Raw genomic sequence first — 21,356 nt, 5'->3', positions numbered from 1 at the left:
TCCTGCAGTGTGGACGCCGCCTTCGTAGACGACGGCCTCCATGCTTGGCCATCGCACGCTAAGTCCAGGTCGCCATCTTCGCCACGGTTTTCACGCGCCTTGCGCACGGGGCTGATGGCGCAGCCATTCAGGCGGGTGGCGCAACCCGTAAGCGCTTTCGCTCAACCGAGGTCACCGCCGCTGTTGATAGCATGCGCGACAACGCCACTTGCCTGGCCACCACAGGGACGTAGAACATGAACAGGATTGGATTGATCGCATTGCTGGCCTGTATCGCCCCCGTCCATGCAGCCAGCCCCCTGTTGTCCGGCAGCTTTGTTCACGTCGGCTATTCGGCCACCGACGAACAGCTGCCAGCCGCGCAATTGCCGCTGTTCCTGGATGAACTGCAGGACCTCGGCAACGACACGATCATCCTCGGTCAGGTGCGTGCCACCCGTGCCGGCGTGGGATGCGCCAGCGGTGTGCAGGATTTCGAATGGATTGCCGGCTTTCCCGGCAAGCTCGGCACCGTGCTCGATGCGGCAGCCGCGCGCGGCATGAAGGTCGTGGTGGGCACCACCTACAGTTCGGGGCAGTGCGCCACCTTCTGGCAGGGCCAGAATGCAACGGCCGTGGCACAGGATGCGGCGCAGTCGCTGGCGCAGCTTGGCCAGCAGTACGGATCGCATCCGGCGTTCGCCGGCTGGTACATCACCGACGAGCCGGCACAGGTGCCGATTGATCGCGCGTCGTTCTATCGCGCGATCGTGACGGCGCTCAAAGGCAGTACACCCTCGCGGCCGGTGATGGTGGCACCCTACCTGGCGTCATCCAGCGTGGATCCGGCCAGCGTGGGCCGGGCTGCTGCACAGTTCCGTACTGCCACCGGCGTGGACGTGCAGATCTGGCAGGACGGCATCGGTGCTGCCTCGCATGCCCGATTGTTCCAGTGGGATCGCGCGGGTCATTCCACCGAGGCGTACTACGAGGCGCTTTCGGCGGCGCTGGGTGCCAGCGGCCTGTGGGCCGACATCGAACTGTTCAACCATGGCAGCCCCTTGTTCCTGGAGACCGGCAACGGGCTGTCCGGTGCCTATCGCTCCGCGTCGGTGCAGCGCATCAACCAGCAGTTGTGGAGTGCGCGTTCGGCCGGCAAGCGCGTTGCCTGGCTCAACCAGTACCACATGTCCGAGGTGGTCGGCCCCGGCCAGGGGTATGGCGAATCGCCGCGGTTGATGAACACCTATCGCGGGTTGTATGGCCTCGGTGCGTCCTACAGTGTCGATCCGGTGCAGACCACCTACAGCTACAGCACGGCGCCGGACGCAAACTATCCCGACAGCACCGGGCATGAACTGTTCGATCGCCGGGTGGGGGATCCGCGCAACCCGATGGATGCCGGCTGGGTGGGTGTGCACGGCAATGTCAGCATCACCATCGACCTCGGCCAGCGCCGGCGGGTGGACTGGATCGGCCTGCACACGATGACCCGCCCGGCCTGGGGCATCGTCACGCCGACGTCGGTGGAGGTGATGTGCGCTGAGCCGGGCACTGCCGCAACCCGCATCGGCGTGCTGTCGGCGCCATTCACCCAGGCCGGGCTGAGCGGTTCGACCGAAGAGGAATACGTGCTGGGCAATGCCGCGCCGCTGGCCGCGCAGTGCCGCACGCTCGAGCTGCGGTTGGCCAATGGCAGCTGGACCTTCCTCAGTGAAATCGAGATGGCAGCCGAACAGTAGGTGCCTCAGCGCTGGGGTTTGTCGCGCAGTCGCTGCGCGAACGGCCGCTGCTCAAGTGCCTGCAGTGCGTCGCGCAGCACCTGCTCCAACGACTGTCCAAGATCGGCATCGAGGCTGCGCGCCGCGCGAGCCGTGGCCTGCCACTGCGTCTGCAGCGCCGGCAGCGCCTGCAGTGCGCGCGGGCTCAACTGCAGGATGCGCTCACGGCTGTCTTCACCGACCGCAGCGTGCAGCCAACCGTCGCGCACCATCGCTGAAACCGTCTGGCTGAGTGCCGAATGGCTGAGCCCGCAGGCCACTGCGAGGTCCTTGATGCGGCAGGGGCCCTGCGCCATCAGCGTGCGCAGCACCGGGGTGTAGCGCGGCCGGTAGTCCAGCTTCAGGTCGCGGTAGGCCTGCTCGACCGCCGGGTCGAGCTGGTCGAGCAGGGCCCGCAGCAGCGTTCCCAGGGAGGCATGTTGGAGATCCATGGTCGCGATGATATATAAGCACTTACATATCATCAACGTGGAGTGCGGTCATGGTGGTTTCGTGGATGCTGGGCGCGCTGCTGGCGGCGTCCTGCCCGGCCCAGGACGCGGTGCTGCAGGCGGCGGCCACGGCGATACAGGCGCAGTACCTGGACGTGGCCGAAGGCGCGCGCATTGCCGAGGTGGTGCGCGGCTGGTCCGCCCAGCAGCGCTATGCGGACAGCTGCGCGGACCCGAAGGTGTTCAGCGCACGCCTGAACCAGGACCTGGACGTGTTCGATGGCCACTTCCATGTCGAGCGGGTGGATGCCAGCGCCGGCCAGGATGACTGGCTGATGGCCTGGCGCGCGGATGCACGCAGCAATGGTGCGGGCGTGCGCGAGGTGCGGGTGCTGGAAGGCAACATCGGCTACCTGCGCCTGAGCACCTTCTATCCGCTCGATCTGGCCCGGCCGAAGCTGGCCGCGGCCTTCACCCTGCTGGCCGACACCGATGGCCTGGTGCTCGATCTGCGCCAGAACGGGGGAGGTGATGACGGCAGTGCGGACCTGCTGGTGCGGACCCTGCTGGCGGCGGAGATCAACCAGGTGCAGTCACTGCAACAACGTGGCCAACGCAGTCCGGTACCGTTGCCACCGGCGAGCCTGGGGCTGTACCTGAAGCCGCTGGTGGTGCTGATCGACCGCCGCACCGGCTCGGCCGCCGAATTCGTCGCGTACTCGCTGCAGGCGCAGGGGCGGGCACGTGTCGTTGGGAGTCGAAGTGGCGGCGCGGCACATATGTTCGATGATCCTGTGCTGCTGCCGGATGGCTATCAGATCAGCATTCCCGACCGGCAGCCGATCAACCTTCGTACCGGAACCAACTGGGAACGTACCGGGGTCACGCCTGATGCGGCAGGCGGTGACGATCCGCTGTTCGTCGCCCGGCAGCTGCTGGCCCGATCGGCATCGCCAAAATGAACGCACAATTGCAACCGCGCCCTATCGCAGACGACATGCAGCGTGCCTAGAATCGAAGCATCCCGGTAGTTCCCGGGCGCTTCGAGTGAATGGACTCAATGAAGATTCTGTTGACCGGCAGTTCCGGGCGGATCGGGCGTGCGATCTTCGGCGCGCTGGCGGCGGCCCACGAAGTGGTGGGGCTGGATCGCAGCCCATTTGCCACCACCCGCATCATTGCCGATGTCACCGATCGTCAGGCCGTGACGCGGGCGGTGCAGGGGGTCGATGCGGTGATCCATACCGCCGCCCTGCACGCACCTCATGTCGGCCTGGTGCCGGATGCGGTATTCCAGCAGACCAATGTGGAGGCGACCGCACACCTGTTGCAGGCTGCCCGCGAGGCCGGTGCACGCCGCTTCGTGCTGACCAGCACCACGGCCCTGTATGGCCATGCGGTAGTGGCGGGCGGATGCCGCTGGATCGATGAAGATACCGAGCCGTTGCCGCGCACGATCTACCATCGCAGCAAGCTGCAGGCAGAGGCGTTGGCCGAAGCCGCTGCGGCACCGGGCTTCAGCGTGCGCGTGCTGCGCATGGCCCGCTGCTTCCCCGAGCCACCGGAGCGGATGGCGATGTTCCGCCTGCACCGCGGCATCGACGCGCGCGACGTGGCCAGTGCACATGCCGCGCTGCTGCACGATGAGGGCGCTGCCTTCGCACGCTATATTGCCTGCGCACCGACACCGTTCCTGCGCGAGGATTGCCTGGAACTGGCGACCCAGCCCCGCCGGGTGCTGGCCCGCCGCGCCCCGCTGCTGCTGGCCGAGTTCGAGCGCCGCGGCTGGCCGCTGCCGTTGAGCATCGACCGCGTCTACGACAGTGCACTGATGCGCAGCACACTGGGCTGGCAGCCGCGCTTCGGCCCGGACGACGTGCTGCAGCAGTACGCGGCTGGCAGCATCGAGGTGTTGCCTCGGGCGCAGTGGATCAAGGATCGGGTTGCCGAATAGGACGGAACGGGGCGGGTTCCTGACCCGACCCTGAGCAGGTTCAGGAATGTGCAGGCGGAGCGCCTCAACCTCGTTCGCAGGCGGCCGCTAACCCGGTGCGCTTCCTGCGCCGGGCGGGTCCCGGCGGCGGGTGGCCTGCGCGACGGATCGCGCACCTGCGCGGTGCCCTCGCGGTGCCGGTCGTCCTGAACTGCCTTGCGGACCCTTCCATGCATTCTCCCCGTTCCGCCGCTGCCCGCCGCCCGGGCAGCATCGCCCACAAGCTGATGCTGGGCACCGCTGCGATCGCGCTGCTGTGCTTCGGCCTGACCGCGTTCCTGATCTACCGCCAGGCCAGCGCCAGCCTGATCGATGCCTCGCGCCAGACCATGGCCAGCGAAGCCACCGCCGAAGCCCGCCAGGTCGCGGCGGATCTGGGCACCGCCTTTGCAAGCAACGACGCCATGGTCGAGGCCGTGCTCGCCCAGCGTGCGCGGGGTGACGCGCCTGATCGCGCCAGCCTGGCGGCCGTGCTGGGCGAGCAGCTGCGCAGCCATCCAGAATGGCTGGGCAAGAGCACCATGTGGGAAGCCGACGCCTTCGATGGCAAGGATGCCGAGTTCGCCAATGCCGAGATGCACGATGCCAGCGGCCGCTACATGAGCTACTGGGCCTGGCATGACGGCAAGCCACAGCAGTCGACCATGACCGACTACACCGAAGCCGCTGACGGCTCGGCCGACTGGTACGTGGTGCCCAGCCGCGACAAGCTGCCCAAGGTCAGTGAACCTTATGCCTACGACATCGCCGGCCAGCAGGTGCTGATGAGCACGCTGAGCACTCCGATCATCGAAAACGGCACGTTCCTCGGTGTATTCACCGTGGACTTCTCGCTGGCGGCGCTGCAGAAGCACCTGGCCACGCTGAAGCCGATGGGCGCCGGGCGCGTTGAACTGCTCTCGCCGAACGGTGTGGTGCTGGCCTCGGCGAACGCCGCCGAGATCGGCAAGCCGCGCAACGACGCATTGACCCGCAGCATGCTGGCCGACATCGCCGCCGACCGCCGGTTCGAAGCCTTCACTCCGGATGCGGCAGGCAACGTGCGCGTGTACGTGCCGCTGCGCGTGGGCGACGCGCCGCAGCGCTTCGCGCTGGGCGTGGTGATGCCACACGCGGTGATCGTGGCCGAGGCGCGCCAGCTGCTGTGGCTGACCCTGCTGGTTGGCGTGGTAGCCGCGCTGACGCTGAGTGTGGGTGTCTATGTGCTGCTGCGCCGGTTGGCGATCCACCCACTGGCCGAAGCCGTGCGCGTGGCCGGCGACGTCGCCGCAGGCAAGCTGGACAGCACCCTGCCGGCACGCAGCAACGACGAAGTGGGCCGCCTGCTGGACGCGATGCAGGGCATGCGGGGTCAGCTGCAGTCGGTGATGGCGGCGCAGGCGGAGATGGCGCGTCGCCATGACGCCGGCGAACTCAGCTACCGCATGGACGCCGCGGCGTTCCCGGGCGAGTACGGCCGGATGGTGGCCGACAGCAACCAGCTGGTGGCCTCCAGCAACGCCGTCACCCAGCGTCTGGTCGACGTGATGCAGCGTTATGCGGTGGGTGACCTGAGCGTGGACATGGAAGCGCTGCCGGGCGAGAAGGCGGTGTTCACCGCTGCGATGGCCACCACCAAGAGCAACCTGGCGGCGATCAACGATCAGATCCAGCAGCTGGCCGCCGCCGCCGCCGCCGGCGACTTCGCGGTGCGCGGCGACACGCTGCGCTTCGACCACGACTTCCGCCGCATGGTGGAAACCCTCAACACCATGATGCAGGTCAGCGACCACAACCTGGCCGAGCTGTCGACGCTGCTGCGCGCGATCGCCGCAGGCGATCTCAGCGCGCGCATGCACGGCGACTTCCACGGTGTGTTCGCGGTGATGCGCGACGATGCCAACAGCACCGTGCAGCAGCTGACCCAGATCGTCGGCCAGATCCAGCAGTCGGCGGCCAGCATCCGCCTGGCGGCGGGTGAGATTGCCGCGGGCAACAGTGACCTGTCGCGCCGTACCGAGCAGCAGGCAGCGAACCTGGAAGAGACCGCGGCCTCGATGGAGGAGCTGACCTCCACGGTGCGCCAGAATGCCGACCACGCGCTGCAGGCCAACACCCTGGCCGGCTCCGCAGCGGGTGTGGCCAGCGAAGGCGGGCAGGTGGTCAGCCAGGTGGTGCAGACCATGGAGCAGATCGAGGCCTCGTCGCAGCGCATTGCGGAGATCATTTCGGTGATCGACGGCATCGCGTTCCAGACCAACATCCTGGCGTTGAACGCGGCGGTGGAAGCGGCGCGTGCCGGCGAACAGGGGCGTGGATTCGCCGTGGTCGCCAGCGAAGTGCGCGCGCTGGCCCAGCGCTCGGCAGGTGCGGCGAAGGAGATCAAGGAGCTGATCGACGCCTCGGTGGCGCAGGTCGGTGCCGGTGCGCAGCTGGTGCACGGCGCGGGCCGCACCATGCAGGAAATCGTCGGCCAGGTCGGTCGAGTGAACGAGATCATGGCCGAGATCTCGGCGGCCTCTCGCGAGCAGTCGGCGGGCATCGAGCAGGTCAACCAGACCGTGGTGCAGATGGACGAGACCACCCAGCAGAACGCCGCGCTGGTGGAGGAAGCCAGTGCCGCCGCGCGTGCGATGGAAGAACAGGCCGAGCAGCTGGCGGTGGCGGTCTCGCGCTTCCGCCTGCAGGCCGAGCCGGTGGCCACGGCTCGCCGCGCGGCCTGATCCCGCAAACGAAGACGCCCGGCGGGGGCCGGGCGTCGATTGCATCCTTGCCGCGCATCCCTGCGCAGTTCTGAGGGCTCAGAACATGCCTTCAAACGGGTTCCAGCTGGTGCGTCCTTCCACCTTCTCCAGGTAGTAGCTGTAGTTGGTGCTGGAGGCGACGAGCAGGTTCATGGCGATGAACAGCATGCGCCCCACGACGTCCGGAAGGAACATGGTGATGATGGCGAGCACGATGTTGATGCCGATCAACACCAGTGCCTTGCGCCACATGCCCAGGATCAACAGGTAGATGGCGCCGAAGAACAACGCAAAGAAGTTCAGGTTGATCTTCAGGCGGTCGCCGAAGGACAGCGCCTTCCAGGCCTGCTTGAAGCCGGGATTCTTGGGGGCGCCGTGCTGGCGGAAGAAGTTGAAGCGGAACTGCCACTTCGGGCTGAACTGGGACAGGTCAGTGGTATTCATGGGAAACATCCCTGTTGGAAAACGTTTTCATGATAGGACAAGTCCTATTCAGGATCCAAGCTTCGGCGTCAAGAATGTGACGCCCGCCTTGTTCGTTGTGGTGCGGCGGGGCGCCGCACCGTCACCCATCCGCCTTGTTTTTAGGATAGGGTGCGCAGTTCCGCTGCCACCCCAGCTGAACCCGGGTGGCGGCGGGATGTCCATGGAGGTTGCATGACCACACCTGCTACACCGGAAAACGCACCGGGACCGGTGCTCCTGCCGACACCTGAAGTGGTGCAGGCACAACAACTGCTCGCACGCCAGCAACTGGCGGTAGCGATGGACCGTGCACGCACGGCCGCTACGCAGAACGCGGCCGCGGCCGCGCTGGAAAGCGAGTAATCCGCAACACCGCCGATCGCGCTGGCGTGCTGCCAGCGCGATCGCGGCGCGCGCGGCCGGTCAGAACCGCGCGGTCATGCTCATGAAGTAGCTGCGCCCGGCCACGAAGTAGTCGGTGGAGCCTTCGGCATACAGCTTCTTGTCGGCCAGGTTGCTGACGCCGCCACGCAGGGTCAGTACCTCGTTGACGTTCCAGGCCGCGGTCAGGTCATACAACGTGTAGGCCTTGAGGAAGGTCGTCGCCGTGCCGGTCTGCTTGCCGGTGTACTGCGCCGACAGGCTGCTGGAAAACACCGTACTGGGCGTCCAGTCCAGCGACGAATAGCCAGAGAATTCCGGAGTATCGATCAGGTTGCGGCCGGTGGTCAGGTTCTTGGCTTCCTTCATCCAGGTCGCCGAGGTGCGCCAGCGCCAGTGCTCGCCGAAGCGGAAATTGAGGTTGCCTTCCATGCCGCTGGTGCGTGCGCGCTGCACGTTGCTCATGCGCGTCCACCAGATGCCGTTGAACCTGCCCAGCGGTGCGTACTCGATCTTGTTCCTGAAGTCGGTATGGAAGTAGGTCAGGCCCGCATCGACCAGGTCGTTGTCGAAGCTGATGCCGATCTCGCGGTTGGTGCTGGTTTCCGGGTCCAGGTCCGGGTTGCCGGCCATGTAGCAGCCGCCGCGGGTATAGCCCAGCGGGATCAGCGAGGTGCAGCCTCGGCCGCCGGACTGGGTGGCGGCGGTGGCCGAATTCTCGGTCAGGCTGGGTGCGCGGAAGCCTTTGGAAACGCCACCGCGGATGGTCCATTGCTCGGCCGGATGCCAGACCAGGTAGGCACGCGGGCTGACGTGGCCGCCGAACTTCTCATGGTGATCCAGACGTGCGCCGAGGGTCAGCGCCAAGGTGCGGTGCAGCTTCAGTTCGTCTTCGACGAACAGGGCCCAGGTATCCACTTCCAGATCGGAGCCGCTGACGGCATTGCCGGCATAGTCGATCGGCGCGCGGCCGATGGTGTCGGTGTTGGTCAGTTCCTGGCGCTTCCATTGGCCGCCCACGGCGAACTGGTGTTCAACCCCCAGGGTGAAGGGCGTGGTCAGGCTGCCCTCGATGATCGTATCGGTGGCTTCGGAGCGGCCTGTGGCACCGATGTCGTTCTTGTACTCGGTCCAGTACGCACTGATCTTCGAGTTGCCGAAGCTCCATTTGCCGTCGTGGTTGAGCGCCAGCGAACTGCGCTTGAGTTCGCTGGCACCCCAGGCGCCTTCGTCCTGCTTCTCCAGAGAGGCATCGATGAAGGCCTGCTGCACGCCATGGCCGGCTTCCAGCGACAGTTCCTGCGCATCGCTGAGCTTCCACTGCAGCAGCGCGTCGACGTTGCGGTCCTTCTCGCCGGCGTAGGCGTTGCCGTAGACACCGCCGTTGGAGCGGTCCGAGTCGCGGCGCATGCTGTTGGCACCGATACGCAGGCCGAAGCGTTCGCCGAGCGGGCCGGAGAAGGTCGCACCGATCTGCTGGGTATCACCGCGCTTGTCATCGCCGGGGCGGGTATAGCTGTGCGTTGCGCTGCCGCTCCAGTCATCGCCGATGCGCCGGGTGATGATGTTGATCACGCCGCCCATGGCGTCGGAGCCGTACAGCGACGACATCGGTCCGCGCACCACTTCGATGCGCTCGATCTGGTCGGGCGAGATCCAGTTCAGATCCTGGCGGCCGAGGTCGGGGCGGTAGTTGGTCGAGGCCGAGCTGCCCATGCGCTTGCCGTCCACCAGCACCAGCGTGTAATTGGACGGCATGCCGCGCAGCTTGATCTTGGACTGCTCGCCGACCGCACTGAGGCCACCGGTCACGCCCGGCACGCGGCTGAGCAGGGTGGCCAGGTCGTGCACCGGCTGGCGCTCGATGTCCTCGCGGCTGATCACGCTGATGCTGGCCGGCGCATCCTTGATCCATTGCTGGTTGCCCGAGGCGGTGACCACCACGGTATCCAGATCCTTGGTGGAGGCATCGGCGCTGGCCTCGGCGGCGGCCAGGCCGGGCAGGGCCAGCAGGCAGGCGGTGGCCAGGGCACTGGCCAGGCGGGTGCGCGGCAGGCGCGCGGAACGGGAACGGAACAGCTGGGACATGACGGCTTCCATCGGATGAGGGGGACCGGATGGAAGCAACGGGCGCAAGCAGACAAGCAGGCAGGCCCCCTTTCCATGGGTCGTTGGGCGCGCGGCTCGAACCGGCGCAGCTGGGTGGGTCTCGGCCGTGCGGAAGACGGTGACCTGCCTGGTTGATGAAATGATAACCGTTCGCGTTTGTTACGATCCAGTACCTGGGGCGACCAAGTGACATCCGTACCCACGCCCCGGCACTCGCCTGCTGTTTGCTGAATGGGGATAAATCCCGGCGTAGACCTTCGCACTCGGCTTACATCCGGCGCCCTAGACTGAGCCGCATTTTCGATTCCGCCCCGTTGGAGATCGTGTGGGTTCCGGTAGTGACAGACAGCGACTGCGTGGCGTGAGGCCGACGCAGCCAGGACAAGTGCGGGCGCCGGGAAAGCGCGCCGGGAACCTTGGTGCATGCAGCCCGGCCGGGATGGCCGGCCGTGCCGACTGCGCGGAGTAGGCGGCAATGGGGGTGCAGACCATCCATGCGGAAGCAGATACGTCCCGGCGTGATGCCGGCTGGACGCTGCTGCCGGCCGAATCGCCGTTGCAGATGCCCGAGCAGACCCTGCGCGAAGGCCAACTGAAGGTTCGCCGCCACCGCACCTCGCCGCGACTGATCGGCCTGCGCCGGTTCTACATCTTCGGCGGCACGCTGGCGATGACCGCCATCGCCACCCGGATGATGTGGCGGGTGCTGTCGGCCAATGGCATCAGCGTGCTCGAAGCCTGCCTGCTGGTCCTGTTTGTCGGCCTGTTTGCCTGGATCGCGCTGTCTTTCGCCAGTGCAGTGGCCGGCTTCCTGACTGCCGTGTTCGACCGGGGTTACCGCCTCGGCATCGACCCGGACAAGCCGCTGCCGGCGGTGCACAGCCGCACCGCGCTGCTGATGCCGACCTACAACGAAGACCCGCGCCGGCTGCTGGCCGGCCTGCAGGCGATCTACGAGTCGGTGGCCGCCACCGGCCAGCTCGACCGGTTCGACTTCTTTGTGCTCAGTGATACCCGCCGCGAAGACATCGCACGGGCCGAGGAGCAGGTGTTCGCCGAACTGCGCGAGCGCGTGACCGATGGCCAGGCGCGGCTGTTCTACCGCCGCCGTGGCGATAACAGCGGGCGCAAGGCCGGCAACATCGCCGACTGGGTCCGTCGCTTCGGCGGCGCCTACCCGCAGATGCTGATCCTCGACGCCGACAGCCTGATGACCGGCGACAGCATCGTGCGCCTGGTCGCGGGCATGGAACACAACGCCGATGTCGGCCTGATCCAGACCCTGCCGTCGGTGATCGGTGGGCGCACCCTGTTCGCGCGCATGCAGCAGTTCGGCGGCCGCGTGTACGGTCCGGTGATCGCCCGCGGTGTGGCCTGGTGGCACGGTGCCGAGAGCAATTACTGGGGTCACAACGCCATCATCCGCACCCGCGCCTTTGCCGATCAGGCCGGGCTGCCGGCGCTGCCGGGGCGCAAGCCGTTCGGTGGCCACGTCCTCAGCCATGACTTCGTCGAAGCGGCGCTGATGCGTCGGGGCGGCTGGGCCGCGCACATGGTGCCGTACCTGGGGGGCAGCTATGAAGAAGGTCCGCCGACGCTGACCGATCTGCTGGTGCGCGACCGCCGCTGGTGCCAGGGCAACCTGCAGCACGGCAAGGTGGTCGGCAGCCGCGGCCTGCACTGGATCAGCCGCATGCACATGCTGATCGGCATCGGTCATTACTTCACCGCGCCGATGTGGGCGATGCTGATGCTGATCGGCATCGCCATCCCGTTGTTCCAGGAAGGCATCGATTTCAACGCCCTGCTGCACCTGTCGCCGAGCGTGTACTGGCGGGCCCAGGACGAGGAGCAGGTGGTGCGCCTGTTCGCGGCGACCATGGCGGTGCTGCTGCTGCCCAAGGTGCTGGGTTACCTGGCGATGCTGCTGGACCCGGTCGACCGCCGCGGGTGTGGCGGCGCGATCCGCGCGTTCGTCTCGATGCTGGTGGAAACCGTATTGGCGGCACTGATGGCACCGGTGGTGATGTACGTGCAGTCGCGCGGCGTGGCCGAAGTGCTGTCCGGCCGCGATTCCGGCTGGGACGCACAGCAGCGCGACGATGGCGGCATCTCGTGGTTGGCGCTGATCCGCGGCTACGGCGGCCTGGGCGTGTTCGGTGCCTTCATGGGCGTGCTGGCCTGGGCGGTATCGCCCTCGCTGGCCGCGTGGATGGCGCCGGTGGTGATCGGCATGGTGCTGGCGGTACCGGTGGTGGCGCTGACGTCTTCGCGCGGCCCGGGTGCCTTCCTGCATCGCCTCGGCCTGCTCGATATTCCCGAGGAGAACATCCCGCCGCCGGTGCTGGTACGCGCCGCGCAGCTGCGACGGGAAGCCGCCGAACAACCGACGCTGTACTGATCGTCCCGCGGCAGCGGCATAATGCGGCTCGAACTTGAAGGAGCCGCATCATGCTGCAAACGGTGGAACAGGAAACCGGCGCCTCGCCGCAGTGGTCGGTGATCTGGCTGCACGGCCTCGGCGCCGACGGCCACGACTTCGCACCGATCGTGCCGGAGCTGGTGCGTCCGCATTGGCCGGCGCTGCGCTTCGTGTTCCCGCATGCACCGGTGCGGCCGATCACGATCAACAACGGCGTGCCGATGCGTGGCTGGTACGACATCGTCGGCATGGATTTCCGTTCGCGCGCCGACATGGCCGGCGTGCAGGAATCGGTGGTGCAGCTGGATGCGCTGATTGCGCGGGAGGTCGAGCGCGGCATCGCGCCGGAGAAGATCTTCCTGGCCGGCTTCTCGCAGGGGGGCGCGATCATCCTGACCGCCGCGCTGTCACGCACCGCGCCACTGGCTGGCCTGATCGCACTGTCCACCTACCTGCCGGAAGCCGAGAGCGCCAAGCGCGTTGACGGAGCGGTGCAGGTGCCGGTGTTCATGGCCCATGGCAGCAGCGACCCGGTGATTCCGCAGGCGGTGGCCGTACACAGCGCGCAGGCCCTGCAGGCACTGGGCCTGGAGGTGGAATGGCACAGCTACCCGATGGCCCACCAGGTCTGCGCCGAAGAGATCCAGGCGCTGGGTGACTGGTTGCAGGAACGCCTGGGCGCTGCCTGAGCCATGTCACCGGCCAGCGCCCCGCCCTGGATGCCGGAACTGTGCCGCCTGCCGCGGCTGGCGGCGATGCTCGGCCTGGCCGAACTGGTGGTGGTGGTGCTGGCCCTGGCCCCGGATGGCAGCCGCCACTGGACCGTGGGCGAACTGCTGTCGGCCAGTGGTTTCGCGCTGTGGCTGGCGCTGGCCGTAACGGCCAGCCTGTGCCTGCTGCGGAACGCGTTGTCGAGGTTGCCACAGGTCCTGGGGGCGGTCTCGGCCATCGCACTGGCGACGCTGATCGCGGTGGTCTGCGCGGGCATCGTGCATGCCCTGTACGCGGTGCTTGGCGACAACTTCGCCCGCGGCATCAGCTTCTGGCGCTTCACGCTGGGCAGCGCCGCGACGACGGCGCTGATCACGGCGTTGGCCCTGCGCTACTTCTATGTGAGTGATCGCTGGGCCGCGCAGGTACAGGCCAACGCACGCGCACAGGCCGACGCGCTGCAGGCGCGGATCCGCCCGCATTTCCTGTTCAACAGCATGAACCTGATCGCCAGCCTGCTGCATCGCGACCCGGTGGTGGCCGAGCGGGCGGTGCTGGACCTGTCCGATCTGTTCCGTGCCGCGCTGGGGGCGGGCGAGGGCGATTCCACCCTGCGTGACGAATGCGAGCTGGCCGAGCGCTATCTGTCGATCGAATCACTTCGACTGGGCGAGCGCCTGCAGGTGAGCTGGCAACGCGACGAGCCACTGCCCTGGGATCTTCCCCTGCCTCGCCTGGTACTGCAGCCGCTGGTGGAGAACGCCGTGCTGCATGGCATCTCGCGGCTGCCCGAGGGTGGCACCATCGAGCTGCAGCTGGCGCGCGAGGGCAATGAGCTGCAGATCCGCGTGCGTAATCCGGCGCCCGATCCGCAGGCCCCCGGGCTGGCGCTGGCGCGCGGTGCCGGCCATGCCCAGCACAGCATCGGCCATCGGCTGGCCTGGCGCTTCGGCAGCGCCGCGCGGATGACGGCTGGCTGGAGCGAGGGCTACTATGCCTGCCAGGTGACAGTGCCGATCCAGTGAGGGAGCGATCGTGAGGGTAGTCATCGCCGATGACGAACCGCTGGCGCGCGAGCGCCTGCGCAGCCTGTTGGCCGCGCAGGACGGCGTGGATGTGGTGGCCGAGGCCGGCAACGGCGAGCAGGCCCTGCACGCGTGCGCGGAGCTGCAGCCGGACCTGGTCCTGCTGGATATCGCCATGCCCGGGCTGGATGGGCTGGAAGCGGCCCGCCACCTGGCCAGCTTCGAGCCACGCCCGGCGGTGGTGTTCTGCACTGCCTACGACGCGCATGCACTGTCGGCCTTCGAAGCGGCAGCGATCGATTACCTGATGAAGCCGGTGCGTGCCGAGCGCCTGGCTGCAGCGATCGCACGCGCACGCACGTTCCTGGCCGGCCGCGACGGCCAGCCGCAGGACCACCGCGGGCAGCAGGCCCGCAGCATGCTGTGCGCGCGCCTGCGCGGCAGCCTGCGCCTGATTCCGCTGGACGACATCCACTACCTGCAGGCCGAAGAGAAGTACGTGGTGGTGCACCACGCACGCGGCGAAGACCTGATCGAGGAGTCGCTGAAGTCGCTGGAGGAGGAGTTCGCCAGCCGCTTCATCCGCATCCATCGCAACTGCCTGGTGGCACGCCATGAGCTGGTGGAGCTGCGTCGAGGCACGGGCGGCCAGGTGCAGGCGATGCTGCGCCATGGCAAGCAGCCGCTGGAAGTCAGCCGCCGCTGCGTGGCGACGTTGAAGCAGGAATTGCGGCATCTGTGAGTGGTTCCGCGCGGCCTGCGGCCGCGACTGCTTCGAGATCAACAGCAACAGCAACAGCAACAGCAACAGCGGGTCATGGCTCGGTGTTTCTACGTGCGGGGTCGGGCCGGGGTGGGGTGGCGGGACACGCTGCAAGTACATCCCTGTAAGCTCGATGGCGCCATCCATGGCGCCAACGGTCCCGCCACCCCACCCCGGCCCAACCCTCTCGCTTTTCCCGTGTCGGACGGCAAAGGCATTGTTGTTATCGGGTGGGGGGAAGAGGGGTCAGATCCCTTTTCCTGCGGAAAAGGGATCTGACCCCGGAAGCCGACGGCTTCTGCTTCTGCTTCTGCTTCTGCTTCTGCTTTTTTCTTTTTTCTTTTGATCTTCCGTGGCTGACGCACACGGAAACTGTCAGAGGCCGGTCGGGGTGGGCTGCGCAGGGGCGTGAGCCGCATGGATGCGGCGACCGAGCTTACATGGACGTACTTGCAGCGACCCCTGCGCAGCCCACCCCGACCGGCCAAGCCCAGCTGCTGCTTCAAGCCACGAGGGGCTCCGCCGTTGGCCGTATCCGCGCCGAAGGCGCGATAATGACCGGATGGAAACCGTCCGCATCGCCACCCGCAAGAGCCCGCTCGCCCTCTGGCAGAGCGAACACGTCGCCGACCGCCTGCGCCAGGCCCACCCCGGCCTGCATGTGGAACTGGTGCCGATGAGCACCCGCGGCGACGAGGTGCTCGACCGTTCGCTGGCCGCGATTGGTGGCAAGGGCCTGTTCCTGAAGGAACTGGAGCTGGCCATGCTGCGTGGCGAGGCCGACTGCGCCGTGCATTCGCTGAAGGATGTGCCGATGGAACTGGACGCGCCGTTCGCGTTGCCGGCAATGCTGACCCGCCACGATCCCGCCGATGGCTTCGTCTCCAATCTGTACGCTTCGCTGGACGCGCTGCCGATCGGCGCGCGGGTCGGTACCTCGTCGCTGCGTCGTCAGGCCCAGCTGCGCGCGCTGCGCCCGGACCTGGAGCTGCTGGACCTACGCGGCAACGTCAACACCCGCCTGGCCAAGCTCGACAACGGCGGCTACGACGCCATCGTGCTGGCCGTGGCCGGCCTGGAGCGTCTGGGCCTGGGCGGGCGCATCGTCGCGCGCCTGCAACCGCCGCAGTGGCTGCCGGCCCCGGCGCAGGGCGCGGTGGCAGTGGAGTGCGATGGCGGCAATGCGCGCCTGATGGCGTTGTTCGCCCCGCTTGATGACGCAACCACGCGTGCCTGCGTGGAAGCCGAGCGGGCGATGAACCGTGCGTTGCATGGCAGTTGCCATGTACCGGTTGCGGCCATCGCGCAGTGGCAGGGCGACGACCTGCACCTGCAGGGGCTGGTTGGCAGCGCCAGCGATGGCCGTGCGGTGCGTGCCGAGGCGGTGGGCCCGGCCAATGCCCCGGAAGCGCTGGGCCAGCGCGTGGCGAAGCTGCTGCTGGACGATGGCGCCGGCGAACTGCTGAACGCCTGAGCCCCGATGTCTGTAGAGCCGAGCCATGCTCGGCTGCTCTTCGCCGGGAAAATCCCGGGCTTCGCGCTCAAGTCGAGCATGGCTCAACTCTACAAAAACGAAACGGGCGCCCTCGGCGCCCGTTCTGCTTATTTGAACTTGTAGACCACGTTCATCGTGGTCAGCGTATCGGTCTTGCGCTTGTCCTCGGCCACGTCACTGTTGTAACGCGCCTGCCAGCCGGCCTTCAGCGCCAGATGCTCGTTCATGCTCACCGAAACCCCGAAGTCGTTCTGGCCGAAGGTGTTGTAGGAACCCGATTCGACCAGCAGGGTGTTGACCAGGTCGGTGTTGTCGGTCAGCGAGTACTTCATGTCGAACAGGCCGCGGCCGATCATGCCGGTGCGGGTGCGGTCGTCCTCGGTGCTGTGGGTGCGGCGCACACCGGGGCCGATCTGTGCGTCGAACGAGAAACGCTCGGTGTTCCACAGGCGGGTGCCGTAACCCAGACCGAACGAGCTCTGGCGGTCGTAGGTGGCGAAGTCATCGCGCTCGGTACGCACCGTGGCCGTCAGCTGGCGGTGCTCGCCCAGCTGCAGCGCGCTGCCGGCACTGCCGGTGTAGCGGTTGGCGGTGGTGTTGTTGCGGCGGCTGGTGGAGCCGTCGTCGCGGGTCTCGATCACCTTGGAGCTGGAACGCAGGCCGGCCAGGTCCATGCTGTGCACCCAGTCGCCATCGGTGTAGCGCAGGCGCAGGCGGCCGTTGAAGCTCTCGGTGCTGCTGTTGCCGCGTGCCGAAGCGAAGCCGAGCTCGCCGCCACTGCCGCTCCACGGCGAGGACATCGCCGCCAGTTCGGAGGCATCCTGCGCATACGCGAGCGGTGCGCACAGCAGCAGGGGGATCAGCAGGGACACGCGCAGGGACATCGGGGCTTCTCCGAAGCGGTTGACAGCCGGTGATGATACTGGAAGCGTGATGGCGGTCCGAATCGATCCAAACGGTTTCTTCAGCAGACGTTGCCGCGATCGCCTATTCAGGGCAGATCGACGCGCAATGCCGGGTCGTTGAAGCGCGAATAGCGCAGGCGCAGCTGGAAGCTGCGGCCATTGCTGCTGCCGCTGCGGACGATCTGCCGCGGCAGGCCCTGTGCGTCCACCCAGTACTCCAGGCGTTCGCCGGGCTGCGCGCCACGCAGGCGGTAGTGACGCGTCTCGACCCCGTCCAGCGACTGGCTGCCCAGGTCTTCGGCCTGCAGATCGGCAGGCAGGGCATCGGCCGGCAGCGGGTTGCGCCATTGCTCGAGCAGGCCCGGTGGGGTCGGTACCTGCCGGATCGCGTCGTCGGCCTGCAGGAACATGGTGTCGCCGATGATCGTCTGCGGACCGGCCGGGGTCTGCACCCGGAAGCGGTCGGGGGCGACGAAGTCCATGGCGCTGCGCACCGGCTGCGGTGCACCCAGCACCTCCAGTTCGGCGTGGAAGCTGCGCAGGGCCGAGAAGCGCTGGCTGGCGCCCAGTACCGCCTGCGCCGGATCCGCCGCAGGCACGGGCGCGTCGGTGCTGGCCGGCGCGGGGGCGCGATCACAGGCGGCCAGCAGCAGGCAGGCCAGCAGGGACAGGGCAGGCAACCGGCGCATCGGGTGTTCCAGAGGGGTGGGGGCGACCACGATAGCCCAAACGTCCCACACAAGACCCGCGACTCGGACATAATCGGGGGTATGGACCGATACGAACGCATCACCGCCCTGCATCGTCTGCTCAAGTCCGCACGCTATCCGGTGACGGTGGCGACCCTGCAGGACAAGCTCGGTTGCTCCCGTGCCACCGTCTACCGCGATCTGGCCTTCCTGCGCGACGCGCTGATGGCACCGATCGAGGGCGACGGCGAGGCCGGCTTCCGTTACCAGGCCGACGAGAGCGACCGCTTCGAGCTGCCCGGCCTGTGGCTGAGCTCGGAGGAACTGCATGCCCTGCTGGCCTCGCAGCACCTGCTGGCGCGGACCGGCGGCGGCGTGCTGTCCTCGGTGCTGGCACCTCTGCAGCAGCGCATCGAGAGCCTGCTGGCAGCCCAGGCTGGTGTTTCCAGCTGGCCGGTGGACCGCGTGCGGGTAATTCCGCACCGTGGCCGCAAGTTCGATGAAGGCAGCTTCCGCAGCGTGGCTTCGGCGGTGCTGGAGCGCCGCCAGCTGGCGTTCGAGTACCGCGCCCGCTCCACCGACGAGCCGACCAAGCGCACCGTTTCGCCGCAGCGCCTGACCCACTACCGCGACAACTGGTACCTGGATGCCTGGGACCATGACCGCGAGGCGCTGCGCAGCTTTGCCGTGGATCGCATCCACAAGGCGCGGGTGATCGACAGCACCGCCCGCGACGTGGCCGACAGCGAACTGGACGAGCAGCTGGGGGCCAGCTACGGCATCTTCTCCGGCGCGCCGAAGGGCTGGGCGACCATCCTGTTCAGCGCCAAGGCCGCGCGCTGGGTGGCCGACGAGCACTGGCATTCCAAGCAGCAGGGCCGCTTCCTGGCCGACGGCCGCTATGAACTGAAGGTGCCGTACAGTGTCTCGCGCGAGCTGCTGATGGACGTGCTGCACTACGGCTCGGATGCCGAGATCGTCGAACCGGTGATGCTGCGCGAGCAGGCCAAGGCGCTGCTTGAGCTCGCCCTGAGCAACTACGACAACTCCTGACACTCCCCCCGAGAACCCTCCCGCCCATGAAGAAGACCCTGTTGCTGCCCCTGCTCGCCGCTGCGCTGGCCCTGACCGCCTGCGGCACGTCCGGCGAGCCCTCGCAGAAGCTGGTGGTGGCCGCCACGGCCGTGCCGCATGCCGAGATCCTTGAAGTGGTCAAGCCGATCCTCAAGCAGGAAGGCGTGGATCTGGACGTGCGCGTATTCAACGACTACGTGCAGCCCAACGACCAGCTGGTGCAGAAGCAGGTGGACGCCAACTACTTCCAGACCGAGCCTTACCTGGACGCCTACAACCGCGACCGCAAGACCGATCTGGTGAAGGTGATCGGCGTGCACATCGAGCCGTTCGGTGCGTACTCGCGCAAGATCAAGTCGCTGGCCGAGCTGCGCGAAGGCGCCGACGTGGTGATCCCGAACGACCCGAGCAACAACAGCCGTGCGCTGATCCTGCTGCACAAGGCCGGCGTGATCGAGCTGAAGGATCCGACCAACGCGCTGTCGACACTGCGTGACATCACCGCCAATCCGAAGAACCTGAAGTTCCGCGAGCTGGACTCGGCGATGCTGCCGCGCGTGCTGGACCAGGTCGACCTGGCCCTGATCAACACCAACTACGCGCTGGACGCCGGCCTCAACCCGACCAAGGATGCACTGGCGATCGAGAGCAAGGACTCGCCGTACGTGAACTTCCTGGTCGCGCGCCCGGACAACAAGGACGACGCCCGCGTGCAGAAGCTGGCAAAGGCCCTGACCAGCCCGCAGGTGAAGGCCTTCATCGAGACCAAGTACAAGGGCGCGGTGCTGCCGGCGTTCTGATTGCCGGCGCCAATGTCCCTGTAGAGCCGAGCCCATGCTCGGCTCTGCTTTTTTGCGGCACCCCACCAACGGCAGCCGAGCATGGCTCGGCTCTACAAAGTCAGTCGACGTGGAAGGCGAGGGTGGCGGCAACGGCCTGCTGCCATCCTGCATACAGTTTTTCACGCCGGGCCACGTCCATCTGTGGCTCGAAGCGCCGGTCCAGGCCCCATTGCGCGGCGATCTGTTCGCGGCTGGACCAGAACCCCACTGCCAGACCGGCCAGGTAGGCTGCGCCCAGCGCGGTGGTCTCGGTCAACCGCGGCCGCAGCAGTGGCACGCCGAGGATGTCGGCCTGGAAGCCGGCCAGGAAGTCGTTGCCGATCGCGCCGCCATCGGCGCGCAGTTCGGTCAGCGCGATACCGGCATCGGACTGCATCGCATCGAGCACGTCGCGGGTCTGGTAGGCCATCGCTTCCAGCGCCGCGCGCACGAAGTGCGCCTTGCGGGTGCCACGGGTCAGGCCGAACATCGCACCGCGCACATCACTGCGCCAGTACGGCGCCCCCAGGCCGACGAAGGCGGGAACCAGATAGACGCCGCTGCTGTCGGGCACCTGCGCGGCCAGCGCCTGGCTGTCACTGGCGCGCTCGATCATCCGCAGGCCGTCGCGCAGCCACTGCACCACCGAGCCGGCGATGAAGATCGAACCTTCCAGCGCATATTCCACGCGGCCATCCAGGCCCCAGGCGATGGTGGTCAGCAGGCCGTTGCGCGAACGCACCGCCTGCGTGCCGGTGTGCATCAGCATGAAGCAGCCGGTGCCATAGGTGTTCTTGACCATGCCCGGCTGGAAGCAGGCCTGGCCGAACAACGCCGCCTGCTGGTCACCGGCGATGCCGGCGATCGGGATCGGGTGGTCGAAGAAGAACTGCGGCCGGGTATGCGCATACACCGAACTGGAATCGCGCACCTGAGGCAGCATCGCGCGCGGGATGTCCAGCAGCGCCAGCAGGTCGTCATCCCAGTCCAGCGTGTGGATGTTGAACAGCAGGGTGCGCGCGGCATTGCTGTAATCGGTCACGTGCGCCTGGCCGCCACTGAGGTTCCACACCAGCCAGCTGTCGATGGTGCCGAACAGCAGCTCGCCGCGTTCGGCGCGCTGCTGCGCGCCCTCCACATGGTCAAGTATCCAACGCACCTTGGTGGCGGAGAAATAGGCGTCGATCAGTAGACCGGTACGCTCGCGGATCAGCGCTTCATGCCCGTCGGACTTCAGCCGCTCGCAGATGGCGTGGCTCTGCCGCGACTGCCAGACGATGGCATTGTGGATCGGCTGGCCGGTGGCACGGTCCCAGACCACGGTGGTTTCGCGCTGGTTGGTGATGCCCAGTGCGGCGATATGGCGCGGGTCGATCTGCCCGCGGCTGAGCAGTTCGGTCAGCGTGGCATAGACGCTCGTGAGGATCTCGCGCGGGTCATGCTCGACCCAGCCGGGCTGCGGGAAGATCTGCGCGAACTCGCGCTGCGCACTGCCGACGATGTCGCCGGCACGGTCGAACAGGATCGCGCGCGAACTGGTGGTGCCCTGGTCGATGGCCAGCACGTAGCGGGGCGTCATGCAGCGTCTC

General features: G+C 67.3%; 18 protein-coding genes. 12 read left to right on the top strand and 6 right to left on the bottom strand.

The window, feature by feature from the left end:
- The first annotated feature begins 236 nt into the window (after positions 1-236).
- Positions 237-1,721 carry a DUF4434 domain-containing protein gene (locus tag AC5QAH_RS14690; protein WP_272774172.1) on the top strand — a complete coding sequence of 495 codons (1,485 nt, stop codon included), beginning with the start codon at positions 237-239 and terminating at the stop codon, positions 1,719-1,721.
- Between the two features lie 5 nt (positions 1,722-1,726).
- On the opposite strand, the gene AC5QAH_RS14685 is transcribed toward AC5QAH_RS14690, so the two are convergent.
- Positions 1,727-2,191 carry a MarR family winged helix-turn-helix transcriptional regulator gene (locus tag AC5QAH_RS14685; RefSeq protein ID WP_495232423.1) on the bottom strand — a complete coding sequence of 155 codons (465 nt, stop codon included), beginning with the start codon at positions 2,189-2,191 and terminating at the stop codon, positions 1,727-1,729.
- A 50-nt stretch (positions 2,192-2,241) separates the two neighbouring features.
- On the opposite strand from AC5QAH_RS14685, the gene AC5QAH_RS14680 reads away from it, so the two are divergent.
- The 3 genes from AC5QAH_RS14680 (at position 2,242) to AC5QAH_RS14670 (ending at position 6,886) form a co-directional block, all read left to right on the top strand.
- On the top strand, positions 2,242-3,153 hold the full coding sequence (locus AC5QAH_RS14680; RefSeq protein ID WP_312662628.1) for a S41 family peptidase: 912 nt from the start codon (positions 2,242-2,244) through the stop codon (positions 3,151-3,153).
- A gap of 98 nt (positions 3,154-3,251) precedes the next feature.
- A complete protein-coding gene (locus tag AC5QAH_RS14675) occupies positions 3,252-4,145 on the top strand; it encodes an NAD-dependent epimerase/dehydratase family protein (RefSeq protein WP_312662626.1) in 894 nt (297 codons plus the stop codon).
- 209 nt (positions 4,146-4,354) lie between these two features.
- On the top strand, positions 4,355-6,886 hold the full coding sequence (locus AC5QAH_RS14670) for a methyl-accepting chemotaxis protein (protein ID WP_495232422.1): 2,532 nt from the start codon (positions 4,355-4,357) through the stop codon (positions 6,884-6,886).
- A 78-nt stretch (positions 6,887-6,964) separates the two neighbouring features.
- On the opposite strand, the gene AC5QAH_RS14665 is transcribed toward AC5QAH_RS14670, so the two are convergent.
- Entirely contained in the window at positions 6,965-7,351 is a 387-nt protein-coding gene (locus AC5QAH_RS14665; RefSeq protein WP_010481288.1) for a DUF2628 domain-containing protein, read from the bottom strand.
- 213 nt (positions 7,352-7,564) lie between these two features.
- Between AC5QAH_RS14665 and AC5QAH_RS14660 the strand changes: the two genes are divergently transcribed.
- Complete coding sequence (locus AC5QAH_RS14660) at positions 7,565-7,735, top strand: hypothetical protein (protein WP_167345305.1); 171 nt, start codon at positions 7,565-7,567, stop codon at positions 7,733-7,735.
- 60 nt (positions 7,736-7,795) lie between these two features.
- Here the strand turns inward: AC5QAH_RS14660 and AC5QAH_RS14655 are convergent, their stop codons facing one another.
- The gene (locus AC5QAH_RS14655) at positions 7,796-9,841 is read right to left on the bottom strand and encodes a TonB-dependent receptor domain-containing protein (RefSeq protein ID WP_241873362.1); all 2,046 of its coding nucleotides are present in this window, start codon (positions 9,839-9,841) and stop codon (positions 7,796-7,798) included.
- Between the two features lie 496 nt (positions 9,842-10,337).
- Between AC5QAH_RS14655 and mdoH the strand changes: the two genes are divergently transcribed.
- The 5 genes from mdoH (at position 10,338) to hemC (ending at position 16,257) form a co-directional block, all read left to right on the top strand.
- Positions 10,338-12,263 (top strand): glucans biosynthesis glucosyltransferase MdoH, encoded by a 1,926-nt coding sequence (mdoH, locus tag AC5QAH_RS14650; RefSeq protein WP_049413091.1) that lies wholly within the window; start codon positions 10,338-10,340, stop codon positions 12,261-12,263.
- A gap of 50 nt (positions 12,264-12,313) precedes the next feature.
- Complete coding sequence (locus AC5QAH_RS14645; protein WP_100050030.1) at positions 12,314-12,973, top strand: alpha/beta hydrolase; 660 nt, start codon at positions 12,314-12,316, stop codon at positions 12,971-12,973.
- A gap of 3 nt (positions 12,974-12,976) precedes the next feature.
- Positions 12,977-14,020 carry a sensor histidine kinase gene (locus AC5QAH_RS14640; protein WP_043397582.1) on the top strand — a complete coding sequence of 348 codons (1,044 nt, stop codon included), beginning with the start codon at positions 12,977-12,979 and terminating at the stop codon, positions 14,018-14,020.
- A 10-nt stretch (positions 14,021-14,030) separates the two neighbouring features.
- Positions 14,031-14,762: a LytR/AlgR family response regulator transcription factor gene (locus AC5QAH_RS14635; protein WP_010481294.1), complete on the top strand. Its 732-nt coding sequence runs from the start codon at positions 14,031-14,033 to the stop codon at positions 14,760-14,762.
- 583 nt (positions 14,763-15,345) lie between these two features.
- Positions 15,346-16,257 (top strand): hydroxymethylbilane synthase, encoded by a 912-nt coding sequence (gene hemC, locus AC5QAH_RS14630; RefSeq protein ID WP_019338866.1) that lies wholly within the window; start codon positions 15,346-15,348, stop codon positions 16,255-16,257.
- A gap of 128 nt (positions 16,258-16,385) precedes the next feature.
- On the opposite strand, the gene AC5QAH_RS14625 is transcribed toward hemC, so the two are convergent.
- Positions 16,386-17,162 carry a DUF481 domain-containing protein gene (locus AC5QAH_RS14625; RefSeq protein ID WP_010481298.1) on the bottom strand — a complete coding sequence of 259 codons (777 nt, stop codon included), beginning with the start codon at positions 17,160-17,162 and terminating at the stop codon, positions 16,386-16,388.
- A 107-nt stretch (positions 17,163-17,269) separates the two neighbouring features.
- Positions 17,270-17,872 (bottom strand): LolA family protein, encoded by a 603-nt coding sequence (locus AC5QAH_RS14620; RefSeq protein WP_010481299.1) that lies wholly within the window; start codon positions 17,870-17,872, stop codon positions 17,270-17,272.
- Between the two features lie 81 nt (positions 17,873-17,953).
- On the opposite strand from AC5QAH_RS14620, the gene AC5QAH_RS14615 reads away from it, so the two are divergent.
- Positions 17,954-18,925: a helix-turn-helix transcriptional regulator gene (locus AC5QAH_RS14615; RefSeq protein WP_010481302.1), complete on the top strand. Its 972-nt coding sequence runs from the start codon at positions 17,954-17,956 to the stop codon at positions 18,923-18,925.
- Positions 18,926-18,951: 26 nt separating this feature from the next.
- Entirely contained in the window at positions 18,952-19,746 is a 795-nt protein-coding gene (locus tag AC5QAH_RS14610; protein ID WP_010481303.1) for a MetQ/NlpA family ABC transporter substrate-binding protein, read from the top strand.
- Between the two features lie 100 nt (positions 19,747-19,846).
- On the opposite strand, the gene glpK is transcribed toward AC5QAH_RS14610, so the two are convergent.
- Positions 19,847-21,346, bottom strand: coding sequence for a glycerol kinase GlpK (gene glpK, locus AC5QAH_RS14605; protein ID WP_049411058.1), 1,500 nt, complete (start codon positions 21,344-21,346; stop codon positions 19,847-19,849).
- Between the last annotated feature and the right edge of the window lie 10 nt (positions 21,347-21,356).

This window comes from Stenotrophomonas sp. YJH_SMC_43 (assembly GCF_059372535.1).
Note: the sequence above shows the minus strand (reverse complement) of the source record. Positions and strands in the feature narration are given on the sequence as shown.